Source organism: Nonomuraea sp. NPDC049269, assembly GCF_043197155.1.
Lineage (GTDB): Bacteria > Actinomycetota > Actinomycetes > Streptosporangiales > Streptosporangiaceae > Nonomuraea.
This window is the reverse complement of sequence record NZ_JBICSO010000017.1, coordinates 104138-121162: the sequence shown is the minus strand read 5'-3', so window position 1 is coordinate 121162 and position 17025 is coordinate 104138. Positions and strand designations below refer to the sequence as shown.

Below are 17025 nucleotides of genomic sequence, written 5' to 3'. Positions count from 1 at the left end.
AGCGACGCCAGGATCGGACCAACCGTGATCACGAACAGACCGACGAACCAGGGCGCGAGGAAGACGTAGGCCGTACGTGCCTCACGCCGTCTGTGGGCGTTCACCCGCTTGGCGCGCCTCCGTCCCGGTGGGTTGGCGTGGGGTCGCCGGGGAGCGAGCGCACGTTCCGGGGTCATAGGGATTGAATCGGTCATGGACGCATGCATCCCTCATTCCAGGCCGCCCGGGCACGGCGGGATCGGATAGCGCTTTCCTATAGGTGCGCCAAAAGTTTCGTCAACCCTTTGCAGGCGTTACATAGACGTTACCGATATATCGTGATCTATGTTTTTGCAGCTCACAAGGCAATCCGACCAACCTGGCCTCCAGCTAAAATTTTCACGTACTACAACCGGTTGCACTGTTCGGCCCAAGGATGGACGTTCGCGGGTGGCCTGGTGTGGGTGCGACGGCGCGTCACGGCTCTTCTACGATGGTCGTTAGTAGTGCAAGCTGGATTCCGCCAGAACGCCACCACAGCCTTCCGCCCGGCCGTACGATGTGCCCCGAATGATGAAATCACGAAACGATCACGAAAAGACCGCGCAGCCGGTAACGAGCGGCCGGCGCACCGTGGCCCCTCGGCGGGGCCGGGTCGCCGTCATCGTGGCGGCCGTGGTCGCCGTCCCGGTGCTCGCCTACACCGTGCCCGCGATCGCCCTCGCCGGTGAGGTGCCGCGCGGCACCCGCGTCGATGGCGTCGACATCGGCGGTCTGCCGGTCGCCGACGCACGCTCGAAGCTGGAGCGAGAGCTGAGCAAACGGGCCGCACGCCCGCTGGCACTGTCGGCGGCGGGTAAGACGGTTCGGCTGGTGCCGTCCGATCTGGGACTGACCTTCGATACCCAGGCCACGGTCGAGGCCGCGCTCGACGGCGCCGGCACGCCGGCAGGAATCGCGCGCTCGCTGTTCGGTGGCACCCGTGACCTGCGGCCACAGGTCACGGTCGATGAGCGTCGCCTCACCGCCAAGCTCGCCGACCTGGCCCGGAGCGTAGACACCAAGCCCCGTGAGGGGAGCATTCGGTACCGCGGGCTCGAACCGCAGGTGATCTTGCCTAAGCCGGGCCGCGCCCTCGACCGCGCCGGCGCGGCGGGAGCCGTACGAGAGGCCTACCTGAATGATCGCGCGTCGGTGACGCTGAAGGTCCGTACGAGCCCGCCCGCGGGCTCGGCGTCCGAAGTGAAGCGGGTCGCCGACGCCCTGGCCCGCACCGCTGTGGCCGCACCGTTGACGCTGGTCAACGGCAGCAAGAAAGCGGAACTGCCCACGGCGGGACTGGCCACGGGGCTGCGCTTCGTCGCCGACGGCCAAGGGCGGATGACACCCTCGTTCGACGCGAGGGGCGTCCTGGCCGGCCTGGACAGCCGGCTCGTCGCCGCGAGCCAGCGGCCGAAGGACGCCTCTTTCAAGATTGTGAAGGGCAAGCCTCAGGTCACGTCGGCGCGCGTGGGCCGCGGCATCGACGCCAAGGCGCTCAACAAGGCCGTCGCCGCCGCGCTCGCGGCCGGTCAGCGCAGCGTACGCGTGCCGGTGACCGAGACGCAGCCGCGGGTGAGCACCGCCCAGGCCAAGAAGCTCGGCATCAAGGAGCAGGTCAGCTCCTTCACCACCCACCACCCCTGCTGCGCGCCAAGGGTGACCAACATCCACCGCATCGCCGACATCGTGGACGGCTACGTCGTCAGACCCGGCGAGACGTTCTCCCTCAACGGCCTCGTCGGCCAGCGGGACAAGGCACGCGGATTCGTCGAGGCGCCGATGATCCTGAACAACCGGTTCGTCAACGACGTCGGCGGCGGAGTGTCGCAGTTCGCCACCACCATGTTCAACGCCGTGTTCTTCGGCGGTTTCCAGGACGTGCAGCACATGGCGCACCAGTACTACATCTCCCGCTATCCGGCCGGCCGGGAATCCACGGTCTCCTTCCCGCAACCGGACTTCAGATGGCGCAACGACTCCCCGTACGGCGTACTGATCAAGGCCTCCTACACCAGCACCTCGATCACCGTCCAGTTCTGGAGCACCAAGCGCTTCGACATCGACGCGCAGAGCTCTCCCCGCTATGACGTCAAGCCCATCCCCACCCTCACCGACTCCGGCCCTGAGTGCATCCCGATGGGCGGGGCGGAGGGTTTCGCCATCGACGTCTGGCGCATCTTCAAACAGGACGGCAAGGTGCAGCGCAAGCAGAAGTTCCGCACCGTCTACGCGGCCGAGCCCCGTCTCACCTGTAAGTGAGCAGCTACTACGGGCCGTAGTGGAAGCGCCTTTGACTGGCGGTGCGGCCGCACCGCCGGACCGGCGGTGCGGCCTTGGCTATCCGTCGGCCGCGACGAGCCGGATCGCCATGTATTGACGCGCCGGCAGCGGGATCCGGAAGCTGCCCGAGTAGGTGCCGGGCAGCCTTTCGACGGTCATGTTCCACGTGTCGATCACGTCGACCGTCCAGACGGTGCCGGGCTCCAGCGTGACGTCGCGATATGACGGCCGGTTGAAGCCGAAGTAGGCGATCAGATAACGCGCCGCCACACCGCCCCAGGGGGTGTCCCAGTCACTGGGCAGCGGGTCGAGCACACCGGTCGGTGATTCCCCGGTGATCTGTTTGAGGAAGGCGATCCGATCCGGGCTCGAGCCGATGAGTTCGCCGCCTTTCGACCACCACAGCTCTTCGCGGTCGTTGAGGTAGGTCTCCCCATGCCCCACGTAGCCGCCGCGCACCGCGCCTTCCCAGAACCGCCGGGTCATCTCCTCACCCGTGATGTTGCCCCATCCTTGGTCGATGTCGCCTTCGTAGGCGCACTCATCGATGACCACGGGTTTGCCCCACTGCTCACGCCACTGGTCGGTGTTCTCGGCGGTGCGGTACACGTCGATGCGCTGCACACTCGCGTGGGTGATCCACGGCCGGCCGTAGTCGTAGAAGCCGAAGCAGTTGTGGATCGAGAGCAGATGCCCGACCGGGTCCTCCTCGACCACGATCGCGGCCAGCCGCTCCCAGTCATCGACGGTCTTCGAGAACAACAGGTCGTATTCGTTCGCGAGCGACCACCAGACATTCGGCAACGCCGACAGTCGCCGGACCACATACCGAACGTAGCGGTCGTCCGCGGCGGTGCCCATGTCCGAGAAGCCCCAGCGGTCGTAGGCGTGGAACAGGATGACATCGGCTTCGACGCCGATCGCGGCGAGATCCGTGACCCGGCGCTCGAAAGCGCGGAAGTAGGCGGGGTTGAAGCGAGTGAAGTCCCACTCACCGTCGCTGTTCCGCTCGAACGGATAGAGCGGCGGCTCGTTGGCGTTGAAGAGATACGACTTGGGGAAGGTCCCCATCCGGATCTTGGTGAAGGGCGAGTCGGCGAGCGTACGCAAGGTCTGTTCCTGCAGCGCTTCGCTCTGGTGGGTCCAGGCGTACGCGGTCGTGCCGAGCGGCAGATGACGCGTCCCGTCCGCGTACGAGAAGTGATGACGGTCCGCCACCCGCACCGGCCCTCGACCGGCACCGGACGCCGCGGTGAGCTCGACCGTGACGCCGTCGAGGGAGGGCGTGGTCGCTTCCGTCGTGACGACCCAGCGTCCGCCCTGGTCGGGCAGCAGCCGGACGCGCCAGATCCCGTCGCCGTCGTAGAAGCCGCCGAGCCGGCGGGTCGAGCCGTCGGGGGCGGTCGCGCGCGCGGACAACTCGACGTCCACGTACGGATTGCCATGGCTCGGCCCGGCGAGTACGAGCTCCCAGGTCGCCCATACTTCGCCCGCGGCGGGTGCGGAGACCACCTCGGCCGAGCCGCGAGGCGTGCCGGCCTGCTCGTAATGGGCATCTGGCATGATCGCCGGCGGATCGGAGCGCACGCCCGGGTCGCCGGAATCGAGTACGGCAAGCTCGCGCCACAGGTCATCGAGCTGCGCGGCGGTGAGCCGGGCGTACGGACCGGCGGCCGTGAGGTCGCCGAGGGCGCGTCGGCGCAGTTGCACCAGCAGCGGCGAGTTCACGACCCCGGGCAACGTGCGCCGGATGATGCCGCGGGCCTCGGGGTGGTCCAGAATGTCGGCGAGCAGGCTGTGCGGCCCGAATCCGCGGTCGCTCATGCCGTGCCACCCGGGGTGACGGTCCCGCTGGCCGGGGTGACGGTCTTGTCGGCCGGGGTGACGGTCCCGTTGGCCGGATCCTCAGGCAGGCCGGTGCCCCGAGCCGGTGCTGGACCGAGCAACGACCACAGGTAGTCGAGATGCGCCGCCATGTCGATCGAGCGGTCGTACTGCCACTGCTGCTGGAGACCGTCCGCGACCGCGATCAGAACGCGGGACAGCATCTCGGCGTCGAGCCCGGGCCGCAGCTCACCCGTGTCAGCGGCGTGTCTGATGTCGGCGACCACGTTCCCGGCGACCCGGCGGAACCGCTCCCTGAAGTAGTCGTGCGCGGGGTGCTCCGTGTCGACTCCTTCCTGGATCAGCGCCGAGTACAGCTCCACGAGGCCGGGCACCTCGCTGTTGTGCCGGACGATGCGGGTGATGCGCGGTCCGGCGGCGGCGCTGTCCGTGAAGGAGGCGGTGTCGCGTTCGTCGCGGCGACGGAGCACCTCGGTCAGGAGGTTCTCCTTCGAGCCGAAGTGGTGGAGCAGCCCGGCCTTGGTGATGTTCACGGCGTCGGCGATCTGCTGCAGGCTCATGTTGCCGTAGCCGTTCGCGGCGATCAGTTCGAGTGTGGCGTCGAGAATCTCCCGGCGCTTCGCCCGCCCCTTCTCATAAGGGCCCGGGCTGTCATAGGGGCCGGGGCGCGAGGGTGTGGGGGATTCCCTGTCGGGCAACGGTGTTCCCTTCATCTCAGGTTCTTGGCAGCGTATCCGGCACGGAACAACGCGTCGGCGGTGTCCCCGGGTACGTCGGAAAAGCTCGTCTCGACCGCGGCCATCGAGCGTGGCAGGTCGAACGGCAAGCGTCCCTCCGGCTCCGCCACGCCGAGGACGACGTCGAGCACCGCGCGGTCGGAGGCGCCGAACTCGGCCAGCAGGGTGATCCCGCTGTCGAGGAACGGGGTGAGGATCGCGGGCCGATCCAGACCGACCACGAGAGCCGTCGGCGCCACCGCCACGAGGCCGAGGATCCGGGCGATGTCGGCTTCGGCGAAGTCGAGGCTGCCCGCGTGGAAGCCGCTCTCCAGCATGTACGTGTCGCGGGCTTCCCACGGCGCCGCGATCCGGACCACGACCAGGTCGGCGTCACGCGGGTCGTCGACGATCTCGGCGCCCCCTGCCACAGCCGCCGGGTCGAGTCCGTCGAGGTAGAGCCGTGCGGGCTGGACCGGCAACGCGTCGAGCGGGGTCAGCGCGACCATCGCGCGGGCCTGGGCGGCCAGCCCTTCGGCGACGAACCGGGGCGCACCGACGACGGCGACGGCCTCCTCCTCGGAGACGAACGGATCGTCGAACAGCCCGAGATCGAACTTCACCGCGAGCAGCCGACGCGCGGACTCGTCGATCCGCGACTCGGGAATGTCGCCGCTCTCGACGAGGTCGATGAGGATTTCGACGCACTCCTCGCCGCCGAGCTGGTCACAACCCGCCGCCACGATGCGGCGCACCCGCTCGCGCGGCGTGAGCTCTTCGGCGCCCCAGGCCCGTGCCGGCAGGACGCGGCTCCCGTCGGGCGACAGCGCGTCGGTGACGGGTCCCCAGTCACTGCACACCACGCCGTCGTAGCCGAGACGCTCGCGCAGGAGGCCGGTGATGATCTGCCGGTTGAAGCCGAAGCCGATCTCCTCGATCGGCTCACCCTCCAGCTCAAGGGCCATCGGTATCCCGTAGTACGGCATGAGGCCGGCGGTGCCCGCGGCGATCGCGGCGCGGAAGGGCGCGAGGTGCTCCTCGAAGCGGCCACCTGGGTAGATCTGCTCGCGCCCGTAGGGAAAGTGCGGGTCCTCGCCGTCGAGCTGCGGCCCGCCGCCGGGAAAGTGCTTGGTGATGCAGGCGACGCTGCCGGGACCGAGGCTCGCGCCCTGAAAACCCTCCAGGTAGGCGACGACCAGGCGGCCGGCGAGTTCGGCGTCTTGCCCGAAGGTCGTGTACTGGCGTGCCCAGCGCGGCTCGGTCGCGAGGTCGACGGAGGGGTGCAGCGCCGCCCGGATGCCAAGGGCGAGGTACTCGCGTCGTGCGACGTCGCCGAATCGGCGGACGAGCTCGGCGTCGCCGATCGCGCCCAAGCCGATCTGGTCGGGCCAGGCGGAGAGATGGGTCGCCGCGAACGAAGCGGCCGCGTTGTGCCCGAAACCATGTCGCGGGTCGGTCGAAAGGGTGACCGGGATGCCGTGCGGGCTCCGTGCGGCGAGCTCCTGCACCGCGTTCTGCCAGCGCGCCATTCCCCGCGGCCCGGGCATTTCGGTGACATTGAGGTGCGTGATGAGCTTGCCGCCGACGAGGTCGGCGGCGCCCACGCGGCCCGGTCGAATCGGCACGTTCGAGACCTGGCCGTCAGCGGTCGCGACCACCTGGGTGTGGAACATGAGGCCGGCCTTCTCGGCGAGCGAGAGGCGGGGTATCAGGTCGGCGACCCGCTCGGCGGTGGAGAGCCGCGGGTCCTCGTACGGCTCCATCGCGCCGTTGCCGTTCAGATCTCTGAAGCGGGTGCCGTTCCGCGCGGTCAGCGTGTCAGCGGCGGCCGCCGGCGAGATGGGTGGCATGTACGACTCCAGCTTCCTTGATCAAGCGCAGGTCCGGGGCATTGGCATCATTGACATACCTACCACCGGTCAGTGTTTAATCTCCCATAACTGTTGCTCACACGCCACTGTGAGAAACGTAGGGAGCCATCGCATGACCATCCCCACGACGAGCTTCGACGGATACGTCGCCGCCCCGTTCCGCCCGCTCATCGACGGGATCGCCGAGCGAGGGGAGTTCGGCGACGACGACATCCAGATCGCCGCCTACGCGGGCACGGAGCTCGTGCTCGACATCGCGATCGGCCCCGAGATCATCCGGGAGAGCCTGCTCATCCCCTACTCCGTGTCGAAGAACACGATCGCCGTGAGCATCGGCCTCCTCCTCGAACGCGGGCAGCTCGACCTCGACGCCCCGGTGGCGCGCTACTGGCCCGAGTTCGCCGCGGCCGGCAAAGCCGCGATCACCGTCCGCCAACTGCTGTCCCACCAGGCCGGTTTGCCGCAGACAGCGCCCAGGCTGACCCGTGACGAGCTGGCCGACACCGTACGCGGTGCCGAACTGCTCGCCGCGCAGCGCCCGCTCTGGCATCCCGGCTCGGCCTTCGGCTACCACGCCGTGACCATCGGCATCCTCGGCTCCGAGATCGTCCGCCGCATCACCGGGCGGACCCTCGCCGAGTTCTACGAGCAGGAGATCCGCGGGCCGCGTGGTCTCGACTTCTATCTGGGCCTTACCGAGGAGCTCGAACCGCGCGCTCTCGACCTGCTGCCGATGCGCCCGGTCGCCGGCTCCGCCGCCCCGCCCTTCCCCCGCACACCCGGCCAGCTCGGTGTCTACGTGATGGCGGGCGGCGCGTCCCCCAACGATGAGGACGAGCGTCGTCGCCAGGCCCGGCGCGACCGCGCCATCGGCATGCCGGCCGCCGGCGCGACCGCGTCCGCGCGCGGCATCGCGGCCCTGTTCGCGGAGAGCACCGTGGGCCTCACCAGCGCGCCCCTGCTCTCCGCCGACACCATCGAACAACTGGCCCAACCTCAGGTGGCCGGCATCGACGAGGTGATCGGGATCGAGCGTCGCTACGGCATCGTCTTCCAGAAGCCCGTCCCGGGGCTCCACTTCGGCGGATTCCGGGCTTTCGGCCACGACGGCATGGGCGGCGCGCTCGGCTTCCACGATCCGGAGACCGGAATCAGCTTCGGGTACAACGTCCGCCGTATGCCACCGCCCGGCGGCTGTGACGCCCGGGCGCTCCGCATCGCCCAGGCGATGCGGTCGATCGTCCACCAAGCCTGACCGCTCAGGTGCTCAGCGAGACCCGCCACGCCGTCGCCGCCGCGCCACGGACTGAAGTGGCATACAAGGGAGTATCCATGCACATCCGCACCGTCGTCGCAGCCGCCCTCGCTGTCGGCGTCACCATGGGTGTCGGCGCCTGCTCCGGCACCCAGCCGCAGAACTCCGGCGGCGCCGCCACCAGCACACTGACCCTCGGCAGCACCATCGCCCCGCAGACGTTCGACCCCGCCGGGGCCGGCGACGCCAACTTCGTCCCCTATGCCCAGGCCGCCTACGACTCCCTCATCCTGCGCAAGCCGGACGGCACCTTCGCCCCCATGCTGGCGACCGACTGGAAGCTCTCGGAGGACAACAAGTCGATCACGCTCAACCTGCGCCCCAAGGTCACCTTCAGTGACGGCGCTCCCTTCGACGCCGAGGCGGCGAAGGCGAGCCTCGAACACTTCCACGACGGCACCGGCCCGCTCTCGCGTGAGCTCGCCTCCCTCGATTCGGTCAAGGTCGTCGACCCGGACACGATCACGCTGACCTACGCCAAGCCCGATCCCGACATCCTCTACAACCTCTCGGACGCGGCCGGCCGCATGGCCAGCCCGGCCGCGCTCAAGAACCCGAAGAGCCTGGCCACGACCCCGGTCGGCTCGGGCCCCTACGTGCTCGACACCGCCGCGACAGTGCAGGGCTCGACCTACACCTTCACCGCGCGTAAGGGGTACTGGAACCCCGAGCTGCAGAAGTTCGCCAAGGTCGTGTTCAAGATCTTCCCTGACGAGGTGTCGCTGGTGAACGCGCTCCAGGGCCGTCAGGTGGACGCCGCCAACCTCTCCGGCGCCGACAACCGCAAGGCCGCCACGGCCGCGGGCATCAAACATCTGACTCCGGACGACAGCATCTCGTGGATGGGCACGATCTTCTTCGACCGCGCCGGCAAGATCGTCCCGGCCCTCGGGGACAAGCGGGTCCGCCGCGCGATAGCCATGTCGTTCAACGTGCCGCAGATCCGCAAGGCCCTGATGGCCGACACCGGCGTGCCGGACACGCAGATCTTCCGGAAGTCCTCCCCGGGATACGACGAATCGCTCAACAACGCGTACGCCTACGACGTCGCCGGCGCGAAGAAGCTCATGGCGGAGGCGGGCTACGCCAACGGCTTCGACCTGACCCTGCCGATCAACGCGAACACCACGCCCGCCGCGATGGAGAACTTCAAGAACAGCCTCGGCGCCCTCGGCATCCGCGTCAAATTCGAGAACCTCGGGACGATCCCGCAGTATCTCGCGGGCCTGCAGAGCGGCAAGTACGCGATGTCCCCCGCGGTCTTCGGCGCGGGCCCGACCGACTGGATCGTGATCAACAACTACCTCGTCGAGAAGGCCACCTGGAATCCGCTGCACACGACCGACCCCACGTTGTCCAAGCTGATCGAGTCCTACCCGGCCGCGGCCGAGAAGGACCACGCCAAGATCATCGGTGAGATCAACAAGTTCCTCATCGACAACGTCTGGTTCGACCCCTGGCTGTTCATCGAGGAGCAGTACTTCGTGGCCGGCCCCGTCAACGTGACGCTGCAGAAGAGCCAGAACATCCCGTCGATCTACAACTACGCGCCCGCCGGCAAGTAGGAAGCAGGCAGTCAAGGTGTTGGCGTTCCTCACGAAGAGAATCGGCGCGGGTCTGTCAGTGCTCCTGGTAGTCCCCTCCCTCACGTTCCTGCTCATGTTCGGCAACGCGGCGAACGCCGCGCGGCAGATCCTGGGTGAGACCGCGACGCCCGAGCAGGTCGCCGCCAAGGCGGCCGAGCTTGGTGTGAACAGGCCGCTGTACGTCCAGTTCTTCGACTATGTCGGGCATCTCTCCGTGGGGGACCTCGGCCGCTCCTGGTTCACGGCGGAGCCCATAGGCTCCCTGGTCACCAGCCGGGCCACCGTCACCCTCACCGTCGTGATCGGCTCGATCCTGGTCTCGACGCTGCTGGCCTTCGCCCTGGGCGTCGCCGCCGCGCTCCGCCGGGGTGTCCTCGACATCGCGCTTCAGGTGCTCGCCATCGTCGGTTTCGCGGTGCCGGGTTTCTGGCTCGCGCTGCTGCTCGTGTCGAACCTCGCGCTGCAACTGCGGCTCTTCCCCGCGACGGGATTCGTCGCCTTCACCGCCTCGCCCGGCCAGTGGCTGGCCTCGATCACCCTGCCCATCGTCGCGCTCATGGTCGGCGCGGTCGCCGGCGTGGCGCAGCAGGTGCGCGGATCCGTGATCGACGTCCTCGAACAGGACTACGTACGGACGCTCCGTGCGCGCGGCCTGCCGTCCTGGCGAGTCGTCGCGCACGTCCTGCGCAACGCGAGCGCGCCGGCGCTGACGGTCGTCGCGCTCACCTTCATCGGCACGCTCAGCGGCGCCGTCTTCGTCGAGCGCATCTTCGCGCTCCCCGGACTCGGCCTCGCCGCCACGAACGCGGCGGTCAACGGCGACGTCCCGGTCATCATGGGCGTGGTCCTGGTGATGACCACCATCGTCGTGCTGGTCAACCTCGTGGTCGACCTCGCCATCGGCCTGCTCAACCCGAAGGTGCGTCTTTCATGAGTCTCTCGATCCCGGTCCCCGCAGCGGTGCCGGCACGGCGTGGCGTCATCAGCAAGGTGATGCACGACCCGCTCGGGGTCATCTCGCTGGTGGTCCTGGTGCTCATCCTGCTCGCGACCGTGCTGGCGGCCGTGCTCGCCCCGCAGGACCCAGCCCGGTCGTCGCTCGACGACATCTTCGCCCCGATCTCCGCCGCGCACCCGCTCGGCGGCGACAGCGCCGGCCGCGACCTGCTCTCCCGGCTGCTGTACGGCGCCCAGGTCAGCCTGCTCGGCGCGACCATCGCCCTGCTCACCTCGCTCGTCATCGGTCTGCCCGCCGGGCTCATCGCGGGCTACTACGGCCGGACTTTCGACTCGGTCAGCTCGTGGACGTCCAACCTGCTTCAGGCGCTGCCGGCGATCATCGTCCTGCTGGCGCTGCGCACGGCGTTCGGCCCCTCCATCTGGACGTCGATGGTCATCTTCGGCGTCATTCTCGCGCCCGGCGCCTACCGCCTGGTGCGTGCCACGGTGAGCGGGGTACGCAACGAGCTCTACATCGACGCCGCCATGGTGTCCGGCCTGAGCGACACCAGGATCATCGCCCGGCACATGCTCCGCGTCGTACGAGGGCCGCTCATCATGCACAGCGCGATGGTGCTGGCGATCTGCATCAACATCCAGGCCGGACTGGAGTTCCTCGGCTTCGGCGATCCTCAGACCGCCAGCTGGGGCTCCATGCTCAACGAGGGCTTCCTCAACATCTTCCAGGCTCCGCAGATGCTGTTCTGGCCCGGCCTCGCCCTCTTCCTGACCTCGTCCGCCCTCGCACTGGTCGCGAGCAGTCTGCGGGACGCCCTGCAGGCCGGCGCCGTGAAGCCGGTCCGCCGCCGCAGCGTCAAGGCTCCCCCGGCCGGGAACGGGGCGGCTCCGTCGGACGCGCTGCTCTCGGTCCGCGAGCTGCGCGTCGCCTACAGCGGCGGCTCCGTCGAGGTCGTACACGGGGTCTCGCTCGATGTCGCGCACGGCGAGGTCGTCGGCCTCGTCGGCGAGTCCGGATCGGGCAAGACCCAGGTCGCGCTCTCGGTGCTCGGCCTGCTGCCGACCGGTGGGGAGGTCACCTCCGGGGCGATCGCGCTCGCCGGCGAGCGGCTGCTCGGCCGCTCGGCCTCGTTCCTGCGTACCGTGCGCGGGCGCCGGATCGGCTACATCCCGCAGGAGCCGTTGAGCAACCTCGACCCGTCGTTCCGGATCGGCAACCAGCTGAGCGAGGTCGTCCGCGTGCACCTCGGTCTTTCCCGCGCGGCGGCTCGTGACCGCGTGCTCGACCTGCTCGCCCGGGTGGGCATCCCGGACCCGGCCCGTACGTACCGCGCCTTCCCGCACGAGATCTCCGGCGGTATGGCGCAACGAGTCCTCATCGCCGGTGCCGTGTCCTGCGATCCCGAGCTGCTCATCGCCGACGAGCCGACCACGGCACTCGACGTCACGGTGCAGGCCGACATCCTCGACCTGCTCCGTGACCTGCAGCAGGAGAAGGGGCTCGGTGTGCTGTTCGTGACGCACGACTTCGGTGTCGTGGCCGACATCTGCGATCGCGTCCTCGTGATGAGGCAGGGCGAGATCGTCGAGGACGGGCCCGCACAGGCGATCTTCGACACGCCGCGGCACGACTACACGCGGTCGCTGCTCGGCTCGATGCTCGACGGGCGGCCCGCTCGGCTCGCCCGGGTTACGGAGGACGGTCGTGCTTGAGGTTCAGGATCTCGTTGTCGAGTACCCGTCCAAGGGTTTCCGCTCGCGACCGTTCCGTGCCCTTCACGGGGTCTCGATCAACGTGCAGCCTGGCGAGACCGTCGGTCTGGTCGGCGAGTCGGGCTCGGGCAAGACCACACTCGGGCGCGCCATTCTCGGCCTCGCCCCGGTGACCGGCGGCTCGATCCGGTTCGAGGGCCGGGAGATCGGGCACGCCTCGCGCCGTGAGCGTCGCGGGCTCGCGCGCGAGCTGCAGGTGGTCTTCCAGGATCCCTACACCTCGCTCAACCCGAGCATGACGGTCGGCGACATCCTCACCGAGCCACTCTGGATCACGGGCGTCAAGCGTCAGGCCGCCCAGGCGCAGGTACGCGAACTCCTCGACAAGGTTCAACTGCCGAAAGACGCCGTGGACCGCTATGCCCGGGAGTTCAGCGGCGGCCAGCGTCAGCGGGTCGCGATCGCCCGGGCACTCGCGCTGCGACCGAAGCTCGTCGTCTGCGACGAGCCTGTGTCGGCACTTGACCTGTCGACCCAGGCGACCGTGCTCGACCTGCTGATCGAGCTGCAGGAGTCGCTGGGTGTGGCCTACTTGTTCGTGTCGCACGACCTGGGCGTCGTGCGCTACATCAGCCATCGGGTGGCGGTGATGTATCGAGGGGAGCTGGTCGAGGACGGGGACGGGGATGTCGTGACCTCCACCCCCGAGCACCCGTACACCCAGCGCCTCCTGCTCGCGGCGCCCATCCCGGATCCGCGCCGGCAGGAGGTCAACCGGGCCAACCGCCACCGCCTGCTCGCCCAGCAGGCCGAGCAGGACGTGCAGGCGGGGCTTTAAGGCGATGGGGAGGTCAGCCGCTGTCGCCCGTGGACAGCCAGTCGTCGATCATCTGCTGGATGTCTTTCGGGTCGATCTTCTCCTTCTTCTGGCAGGGGTCGGATTTCACGGTCCGCATGAACTGGACCCAGGTGAGATCCATGGGCTCCCTCAGGCCACCGCCGCTCAGCCTGGAGGTCGTGACCGTCACGGTCACCTGCAACCCCGGCTCCGCGGTCTTGATCTCGCAGGGGTCCGAGGTGGGGGTGTTGTCGAACGGGATGCCGCCCGGCGGCAGGCCGGACGGCGCGCTGCTGTAGGTGGCCGGAATCCAGGTCGACGGTGACGGGCCGCCGCCAGGGCTGCCGCCGCCTGGGCCGCCGACCGCGGGCGCTCCGGGGATCGGCTGGAGCGGGACCGGATTGAGGACCACCTCGATCGGGATCGTTACCTCACCGTCCGTGTTGATGAAGTGGCAGATGCTGTCGATGTCGGTCTCCTCGCACACCTCATCCGGATGAGCCAGCGCCCATTCCTCGAACTGCTGGTCGGCGTCCGGGTCCTCGGCGGAGGCCTGCGCGTCCACATGGACGCGGTTGAAATCGGGCCCGTTCGGGAACCAGGCGGGGAACTCGTGGGTCATCCAGGTCGCCAGCGCCTGTCCGAGCGCCACGGCGCCCGGCTCGTTGGGGTGGAAGCTCTCCTGGTACGCCGAGAAGAACCGGAGCTGCGCGAAGATGCTGCCCCGGTAGCGCACCCCGTTGAAGTACGAGTCCGGCTGGCCGAGCTCGTGACCGGCCACCACGCTGGTGTTGTTCGGCCCCGCCGTGTTCGGGTCGAACACGTGCACCTTGACGTTCGGGAACCTGACGCGGAACCGGTCGACCGCGTCCTTGATCGCCTTGTTCACCTCGGCTGCGAACGAATACATCAGGTCCAGCGCCGCGCCGGAGATCTGCGTGGTGTCAGAGTTGCCGGACTGTTTGACGGCCAGCGGGTAGAGCGCGACGATGATGTCCGCCTTGTCCGCGGCCTTGTTCACCTCCACCAGGCCCTGTTCGACGTTCGCCGAGACCTGCGGCATCTTGTTGATCAGCCGGTTGACCTCCATCTGAACGGCGCGGATCTGCCGGGCGACCCAGTTCGCCCTGGTCCACCGCCAGAAGTACACGTCGAACGCGGTGGACATCAGCGACCCGAAGTCGGCGTCGTTGCCGCCGAGCCCGAAGTAGACGAGGTTGGTGTCGGAGGGGATGCCCTGGAGCTGGGGCGCGTTCCTGATGGCAGTGCACTTCTTGCACTCGGTCTGCGGCTTGGTGAGATGGATGGTCTCGGCCCCCGACGACGCGTTGAAGATCATCCGGTCGTTGCCCCACGTGGTGGGGATCTCGGTGGGGAAGACCGTGTAGTCGCCGAGCTGGTAGCGGTTCACTTTCAGGTAGTTGAACGCCAGAAGGAACGGCGCGAGCCCGCTCTGGTGCCGCCAGTCCTCGTCGCCGTTCGACTTTCCCTTGTAGACGTGGTTCCGGCTCGCGCCTTCACCGCTCGTGTAACTGTCACCGACCCCCGCCCAGATGAGCGGCGGCGTCGTCGGCTGCACGGTCGGCGGGATGGTGGGTGGAGGGACGGGCGTGAGCGTCGGTACGGTCGGCGGCGTGGTCGGCCGGACGGTCGGCGGTCCTGCGCTGGCCGGAACGCCGCTCAACATGGTCGTGGCGAGTGCGGCCACGACCGCGATCAGGCCCAGCCGCCATAACCGGCGTGGTGGGTGCATGGGCATGCCTTCCTGTTCGGAGGGAGCGAAACGGGTGGCATTGCTGCACGCATCATCCGCCGCCGGGCCGCCGCTAACATCAGGTGCTCTCCGCCCGACCACCCTGAGCCTTAAGAACCTCGGTGTGCGGTACAAAGCAGAACGTGACCTCACTTCTGCCCGGGTATCAGCGCGAATGGCTGCGCGGTGATCTGCTGGCCGGGCTCACCGTGGCCGCCTACCTGGTCCCCCAGGTCATGGCGTACGCCACGGTCGCCGGGCTGCCTCCGGTGACCGGGCTGTGGGCCAGCCTGGCCCCGCTGGCGCTGTACGCGCTCCTCGGCTCCTCCCGGCAGCTGTCGATCGGCCCCGAGTCGACGACCGCGCTCATGACAGCCGCCGCCATCGCCCCACTGGCCGCGGGCGATCCGGCCAGGTACGCAGCGCTCGCGGCCGGTCTGGCGGTCGTCGTCGGGCTGCTCGCGCTGGTCTGCTGGTTGCTGCGGCTCGGGTTCGTCGCCGACCTGCTGTCCAAGCCCATCCTGGTCGGCTACCTGGCCGGCGTGGCGGTCATCATGATCGCCAGCCAGCTGGGCAAGCTCACCAGGACCTCGGTGTCCGGCGACACCTTCCGTGACCAGCTGGTCTCCTTCGCCGGCGGGTTGCCGGAGCTGCATCCGTGGACGCTGCTGCTGGCCGCGACCGTCCTGGCCTTCCTGTTCCTGCTGCAGTGGCGCTGGCCACGGGCACCCGCGCCCCTCCTCGCCGTGCTGCTGGCCACCGGCTGCGTCACGGTCTTCGGGCTGGAGCGCTACGGGATCAAGGTGGTCGGCACGATCCCCTCCGGGTTGCCGACGCCGGCCATGCCGGCCCTGGGTGAGTTCAGCGAGCTGGTGCTGCCCGCTCTCGGCGTGCTCCTGGTGGGCTACAGCGACAACATGCTCACCGCGCGCTCCTTCTCCGCCAGGCACAACCAGGAGATCAACGCCAACCAGGAGCTGCTCGCCTTCGGCGTGGCCAACGTGGGTGCCGGGGTGCTGCGCGGGTTCCCGGTCAGCAGCAGCGGCAGCCGTACCGCACTCGGCGACGCGGCGGGCAGCCGCACCCAGCTGTACTCCCTGGTGGCCCTGGTGGGAGTGGTCGCGGTGCTGTTGTTCGCCGGGCCGTTGCTCACCCACTTCCCCGCCGCCGCGCTCGGCGCCATCGTGGTCTACGCGGCCTTCCGGCTGATCGACCTGGCCGAGTTCCGCAGGCTGGCCGCCTTCAGGCGCAGCGAACTGCTGCTCGCGCTCGGTGCGTTCGCCGGGGTACTGGTCTTCGACATCCTGTACGGGGTGCTGCTCGCGGTCGCCCTGTCCGTGGCCGAAATGCTGGCCCGCGTGGCCCGCCCCCACGACGCGATCCTGGGCCTCGTGCCGGGGCTGGCCGGCATGCACGACGTCGACGACTATCCCGAGGCGCGCACGGTGCCCGGCCTGATCGTCTACCGCTACGATTCCCCGCTCTTCTTCGCCAACGCCCAGGATTTCAGGCGCCGCGCTCTGGCCGCCGTCGACCAGCATGAGGGCGCGGTCTCCTGGTTCGTTCTCAACGTCGAGGCCAACGTCGAGGTGGATATCACCGCCTTGGACGCCGTCGAGGCGTTGCGCGCCGAACTGGTCCGCCGGGGCATCGTGTTCGCGATGGCCCGGGTCAAGCAGGATCTGCGCACCTCACTCGATGCCTACGGGCTTACTGCCGCCATCGGTCCTGAGCACCTATTTCCCACGCTGCCGACCGCTGTGGCCGCCTTTGAGCAGTCAACTCGGGACCTGTGACCACTGTTCCTATTATGCCGGAAAAGCCCACCGTTGAGGTTGGCCGGAAAAGGCATTTATGCCAACTCGGCCGCGCCCGTTTTTAGCGGCTATTGACGCGAAGAATCGCTTGACTATCGTTGAACAGGTTAAGCCCATGACTGTCGGCAGATTCCCACGAGGAGGAACCGTGGCCGCGGTGAAACCCGAAATGCTCATCGACGACGAATTCACCGAGCTGGACCAGCTTGAGGTGATCGAATCCAGCGAGCTCAAGCTCAGCGGGTCGTACCACTCCTACACCTACAAGGCGGCCGAGGACACCGGCGACCTGCCTGCCAGGGCCTGACGAGAC

At 68.5% G+C, this 17025-nt stretch carries 12 protein-coding genes; 8 read left to right on the top strand and 4 right to left on the bottom strand.

From position 1 onward, the window contains the following. The first annotated feature begins 612 nt into the window (after positions 1 to 612). Positions 613 to 2280, top strand: a complete 1668-nt coding sequence (locus ACGFNP_RS59535; protein ID WP_393333839.1) for a VanW family protein — start codon at positions 613 to 615, stop codon at positions 2278 to 2280. Between the two features lie 78 nt (positions 2281 to 2358). Here ACGFNP_RS59535 and ACGFNP_RS59530 read toward each other — a convergent pair whose 3' ends face one another. From ACGFNP_RS59530 to ACGFNP_RS59520, 3 genes are read right to left on the bottom strand one after another with little or no spacing between them, the layout of a single operon-like run. Then, positions 2359 to 4125, bottom strand: a complete 1767-nt coding sequence (locus tag ACGFNP_RS59530) for a DUF5605 domain-containing protein (RefSeq protein ID WP_358335564.1) — start codon at positions 4123 to 4125, stop codon at positions 2359 to 2361. Beyond that, the gene (locus ACGFNP_RS59525) at positions 4122 to 4859 is read right to left on the bottom strand and encodes a TetR/AcrR family transcriptional regulator (RefSeq protein ID WP_358335561.1); all 738 of its coding nucleotides are present in this window, start codon (positions 4857 to 4859) and stop codon (positions 4122 to 4124) included. The genes ACGFNP_RS59530 and ACGFNP_RS59525 overlap by 4 nt, the downstream gene beginning before the upstream one ends. After that, complete coding sequence (locus ACGFNP_RS59520) at positions 4856 to 6712, bottom strand: glycoside hydrolase family 3 protein (protein ID WP_393333835.1); 1857 nt, start codon at positions 6710 to 6712, stop codon at positions 4856 to 4858. Before ACGFNP_RS59520 ends, ACGFNP_RS59525 begins: the two co-directional genes overlap by 4 nt. Before the next feature lie 133 nt (positions 6713 to 6845). Between ACGFNP_RS59520 and ACGFNP_RS59515 the strand changes: the two genes are divergently transcribed. The 5 genes from ACGFNP_RS59515 (at position 6846) to ACGFNP_RS59495 (ending at position 13142) form a co-directional block, all read left to right on the top strand. Continuing rightward, the gene (locus tag ACGFNP_RS59515) at positions 6846 to 7988 is read left to right on the top strand and encodes a serine hydrolase domain-containing protein (RefSeq protein ID WP_393333832.1); all 1143 of its coding nucleotides are present in this window, start codon (positions 6846 to 6848) and stop codon (positions 7986 to 7988) included. 77 nt (positions 7989 to 8065) lie between these two features. After that, positions 8066 to 9613: an ABC transporter substrate-binding protein gene (locus ACGFNP_RS59510; RefSeq protein WP_358335552.1), complete on the top strand. Its 1548-nt coding sequence runs from the start codon at positions 8066 to 8068 to the stop codon at positions 9611 to 9613. A 16-nt stretch (positions 9614 to 9629) separates the two neighbouring features. After that, on the top strand, positions 9630 to 10568 hold the full coding sequence (locus ACGFNP_RS59505; protein WP_358335549.1) for an ABC transporter permease: 939 nt from the start codon (positions 9630 to 9632) through the stop codon (positions 10566 to 10568). Continuing rightward, positions 10565 to 12304 carry an ATP-binding cassette domain-containing protein gene (locus ACGFNP_RS59500; RefSeq protein WP_393333827.1) on the top strand — a complete coding sequence of 580 codons (1740 nt, stop codon included), beginning with the start codon at positions 10565 to 10567 and terminating at the stop codon, positions 12302 to 12304. The genes ACGFNP_RS59505 and ACGFNP_RS59500 overlap by 4 nt, the downstream gene beginning before the upstream one ends. Then, positions 12297 to 13142: an ATP-binding cassette domain-containing protein gene (locus ACGFNP_RS59495; RefSeq protein ID WP_393333823.1), complete on the top strand. Its 846-nt coding sequence runs from the start codon at positions 12297 to 12299 to the stop codon at positions 13140 to 13142. The genes ACGFNP_RS59500 and ACGFNP_RS59495 overlap by 8 nt, the downstream gene beginning before the upstream one ends. Positions 13143 to 13155: 13 nt before the next feature. Here ACGFNP_RS59495 and ACGFNP_RS59490 read toward each other — a convergent pair whose 3' ends face one another. Then, complete coding sequence (locus ACGFNP_RS59490) at positions 13156 to 14895, bottom strand: hypothetical protein (protein ID WP_358335541.1); 1740 nt, start codon at positions 14893 to 14895, stop codon at positions 13156 to 13158. Between the two features lie 143 nt (positions 14896 to 15038). Here ACGFNP_RS59490 and ACGFNP_RS59485 point away from each other — a divergent pair, with 143 nt between their 5' ends. Continuing rightward, a complete protein-coding gene (locus ACGFNP_RS59485) occupies positions 15039 to 16691 on the top strand; it encodes a SulP family inorganic anion transporter (RefSeq protein ID WP_393333819.1) in 1653 nt (550 codons plus the stop codon). Between the two features lie 169 nt (positions 16692 to 16860). After that, on the top strand, positions 16861 to 17019 hold the full coding sequence (locus ACGFNP_RS59480) for a hypothetical protein (protein ID WP_214635454.1): 159 nt from the start codon (positions 16861 to 16863) through the stop codon (positions 17017 to 17019). Positions 17020 to 17025: the final 6 nt, after the last annotated feature.

What these genes read in the sequence shown, in the direction of transcription:
- ACGFNP_RS59530 (WP_358335564.1), bottom strand. Translation starts at nt 4,125, where the DNA reads ATGAGCGACCGCGGATTCGGGCCGCACAGCCTGCTCGCCGACATTCTG.
- ACGFNP_RS59525 (WP_358335561.1), bottom strand. Translation starts at nt 4,859, where the DNA reads ATGAAGGGAACACCGTTGCCCGACAGGGAATCCCCCACACCCTCGCGC.
- ACGFNP_RS59520 (WP_393333835.1), bottom strand. Translation starts at nt 6,712, where the DNA reads ATGCCACCCATCTCGCCGGCGGCCGCCGCTGACACGCTGACCGCGCGG.
- ACGFNP_RS59515 (WP_393333832.1), top strand. Translation starts at nt 6,846, where the DNA reads ATGACCATCCCCACGACGAGCTTCGACGGATACGTCGCCGCCCCGTTC.
- ACGFNP_RS59510 (WP_358335552.1), top strand. Translation starts at nt 8,066, where the DNA reads ATGCACATCCGCACCGTCGTCGCAGCCGCCCTCGCTGTCGGCGTCACC.
- ACGFNP_RS59500 (WP_393333827.1), top strand. Translation starts at nt 10,565, where the DNA reads ATGAGTCTCTCGATCCCGGTCCCCGCAGCGGTGCCGGCACGGCGTGGC.
- ACGFNP_RS59490 (WP_358335541.1), bottom strand. Translation starts at nt 14,895, where the DNA reads ATGCACCCACCACGCCGGTTATGGCGGCTGGGCCTGATCGCGGTCGTG.